This window comes from Aliterella sp. E5.1 (assembly GCF_057473825.1).
Map to the genome: position 1 here is coordinate 1 of NZ_JBYCCV010000426.1, position 1,233 is coordinate 1,233.

At 42.4% G+C, this 1,233-nt stretch carries 1 protein-coding gene and 1 pseudogene; one reads left to right on the plus strand and one right to left on the minus strand.

Annotation, left to right across the window (positions count from 1 at the left end):
• On the minus strand, positions 1-474 hold a 474-nt coding region (locus AC2VE5_RS27895), incomplete at its 3' end, for a Wzz/FepE/Etk N-terminal domain-containing protein (RefSeq protein WP_486890758.1).
• Positions 475-850: 376 nt separating this feature from the next.
• Here AC2VE5_RS27895 and AC2VE5_RS27900 point away from each other — a divergent pair.
• Positions 851-1,233 (plus strand): annotated as a pseudogene (locus tag AC2VE5_RS27900) (glycosyltransferase family 4 protein); the annotation flags it as partial.

Genomic DNA, 1,233 nt, shown 5'->3' on the forward strand with positions numbered 1-1,233 from the left:
ATCCGTATAAGCAACGGTCAAGACATTGCCTTCCTTGTCTTGGTTGATTGTCAGGTTACTCATCACCTGATCAACAGAGATATTTCCGTAGGAGCCATCGAGTTTCTGTAGCGCCTTCGCAACCAAAGGACGACTTTTAAGTAGCTGAACATCCACTGATACATCCTGTTCAGACTTATCACTAGAAGAGTTTGCATCCTTAGGAGCAACAGATACAGGCGGTCTATTGGCTGCCAGAATTAAGGTTTGCGATTGGTACAAAGGAGTCCGAGTCAGGGTATAGGCTGCTATGCCGGCAAAGACAGTTGCACCAACGGCGATCGCTGGTAGCCAGCGCCTACGTAAGGCAGTCCAAAGACCTGCCTGGTCAGGACTTGAGCTAATGGAAGACAGTCCTTCATAGCCACTGCTTAGCTTGACAATCTCAGTAGACTGTCCATTGGGAAGGGAAGAAATATTATCAAATGTACTCAATTGTATATCCCCTTGCTATCAAGATAGGTTGCAGGTATAAAATTCGGGTCTAAATAAATCTGTAGAAACATTCTGACACTGTGGCCAAAAGAACGAAGCCGTAAATTTACGGGAATATCTTCTGGTTGATTTCATACGGTTTCAGTGAAAGCACGGACGCCCTATAACATCCAGACCTATAGGCTGATTGGTAGTTGCAAAGGTCGCCTAAGCAATAGCAGGTTTGCATTGACGAGATTTATCACTATGCAAACTACAAAGCCAGAAGTAAGAGCCGACTAAAAATAATTATTATGAAAAAAGCTTAAAGCTGAGAATTTTTGGGAATCCTAAAGTAGCATTCAAGTCATTCTTATAATCAGGGGGAGGCAATAGAATGCCCTTTCGTCTAGCTTATTTTGTTTCACACCCAATTCAATATCAGGCACCGTTACTAAGAATGGTTGCAGCGGATCCAGATATTGACTTGGAAGTGTTTTTTTATAGTGATTTTTCGCTAAAAGGGTATCACGATCCTGGATTTGATCGGTTGGTTGAATGGGATACTCCTTTAATGGAAGGGTATAAGCATCAATTCCTGGATTGCTGGGGTAGCAAGCAATGGAAGGGAATTTTTCGACAGCCAGTTGCTAAGAACATTATTAGAATACTAAAAACTAAATCGTTCGATGCGGTTTGGGTACATGGATGGTATCACCTCTGTAGTTTGCAGACGATTATTGCTGCTCATAGACTAGGAATACCAGTTTTACTGAGAGG